Below are 2,041 nucleotides of genomic sequence, written 5' to 3' on the forward strand. Positions count from 1 at the left end.
GCAGAGCAACTGCAAGTTGGCAGAGGATCTGTTCGTGAAGCAATAAAGGTTTTGCAATCTATTGGTGTTGTCGATATAAAACGTGGAAGCGGAACTTTTGTTACTCAAGGAGATATTTCAAAAGCGTTAGAGCCTTTATTATTTAGTGTCATTCTTTCTCAATTAAGTGAAGATCAAATAATTGAATTGAGATTTATGTTTGAAACGGCAATATTTGAAAATATTATAAATAATATTTCTGAAAAACAAATAGATAGCTTAGAATCTCAAATTAATACTATGCAAAAAGAAATTGAATCTTCTGAAGATTTGGATGCACAAAGATTGGTTGAGTTGGATTTTGATTTTCATGCTTCTTTAGCAGAAGCTGCAGATAATCCCCTTGTTGAAGGATTGTATAGAGTAATTTTGTGTTTAAGTTTTCCTTTTATGAAGCAGGATTACGCTGGAACAAAATCAGAAATAACAGCAGTAAGCAATCATAGGATGATATGTGCAGCATTAAGAGCAAGAGATATAAATAAAGCTAAAGAATCAATAAGTTATTCTATGTGGCATTCTCACAAACATTAAATTATTAAAAACGTGATCTGTTTCATAAAAACGAACAAATTTAAATTTGATTTTATTAAAAATTTTTGATCTAAATCTAATTCTTGTCCTGATTTAAAATACTATCTATTTGATATACAAACATAATCATTAAGACTTTTTTAAGTTTCAATTGAAATCTTTTACTTTCAAATAATTTGCGCTATTTCACATTCCATAGTTAGGGCTTTTCCTAAAATTTATTTAAAGATAATACGTCATATGTATTATGTATTATGTATTATCTTCGCTATGGCGATTTAGGGAGACATTTCTAATGAAAAGAAAGTTTAAAGGCACTAGCGGTTTGATATTAACAGCCGCATTTAGCTTAGCGTGCTTAGTTTTATCCGGCTGCAATCAAGATGATGCTAAGCAGCAAAACATAACTAGCGGTATCTATACAAAAGCTGATTTGCTTTTGAGCTGTAACGGCACTGATGTGGCAAATGATACAAGAGCTGCAAAACGCTTTGCAGAATTGCTTGAAGAGAAATCCAATGGAGCAATGACTGTAAGAGTTTTTGATAACGATCAGTTGGCTTCTAACAATCAAAAGAAAGGTTTGGAGTTAGCTGCGCTAGGTATTGTTGATTTTGATTTGCACTCAACATCAATTATGGGAAATCTTGATCAAAGAATCATGATTAGTACTTTACCTTGGTTATTTAAAGACTATCAGGCTGCTGAAGATGCTTTTTTTGGAGACGGAGGTAAATATCTAAATGAAGTATTAGCACCTAAAGGTCTTACTTATCTGGGCGCGGTCCACAACGGTTTTAAAGCTATTACCAACAGTAAGCATCCGATTTTAGAACCTAAAGATTTAAATGGTTTAAAAATTAGAATTCCGGGAGGTGAATTATTCTACGCTTTCTATGAGGCTTTTGGAGCAAGTCCGCAAGCTATGAGCTGGGGTGAAGTTTTCACAGCTTTACAACAGGGAACAATTGATGGACATGATAACTCGTTAAGTACTATTAAATCTGCAAATATTCAAGAAGTTCAAAAGTACATTTCAATAACTAACTATACGTATGAAGCATTTACATTTACAGCAAACACTGAACATTTTAATAAGTTAAATGCGGCTTCTCAGGAGTTAGTCAGGGAATGTGCAGAACAAGCTTGTAAAGAAATTAATAAATTAGCTGTAGCAGAAGAAAGCAATATAAAACAAGAATTTATAGAAAAGAATGGTTGTGAGGTTGACGAACTCTCTGAATCGCAAATTGCTGAATTTAAAGAGGTAGTTAAACCGTTAATAGAAAAATATAAAGCCGTTTATGGTGAAAAGGCTTGTAAGGCTTGGGGCGTTCAATAAATGGCAGGGAGAAACCAGAGTATGAAAAAGTTTCTAAACAATATTGAAGATAATATTTGCGCAATTATTTTGCTGGCAATGACTATTTTGACATGCGTAAATGTTTTTGCTCGCTATGTGTTTTTA

At 32.8% G+C, this 2,041-nt stretch carries 2 protein-coding genes; both read left to right on the plus strand.

Annotated features, from left to right (window positions below):
• A partial coding sequence (locus QZ019_RS09680; RefSeq protein WP_295484611.1) for a FadR/GntR family transcriptional regulator occupies positions 1-573 on the plus strand: 573 nt, incomplete at its 5' end.
• A 295-nt stretch (positions 574-868) separates the two neighbouring features.
• Positions 869-1,915 carry a DctP family TRAP transporter solute-binding subunit gene (locus QZ019_RS09685; protein WP_295484613.1) on the plus strand — a complete coding sequence of 349 codons (1,047 nt, stop codon included), beginning with the start codon at positions 869-871 and terminating at the stop codon, positions 1,913-1,915.
• The last annotated feature ends 126 nt before the right edge of the window (positions 1,916-2,041 follow it).

The sequence above is a fragment of the uncultured Succinatimonas sp. genome, assembly GCF_905203285.1.
GTDB lineage: Bacteria > Pseudomonadota > Gammaproteobacteria > Enterobacterales > Succinivibrionaceae > Succinatimonas.

What these genes read in the sequence shown, in the direction of transcription:
- QZ019_RS09685 (WP_295484613.1), top strand. Translation starts at nt 869, where the DNA reads ATGAAAAGAAAGTTTAAAGGCACTAGCGGTTTGATATTAACAGCCGCA.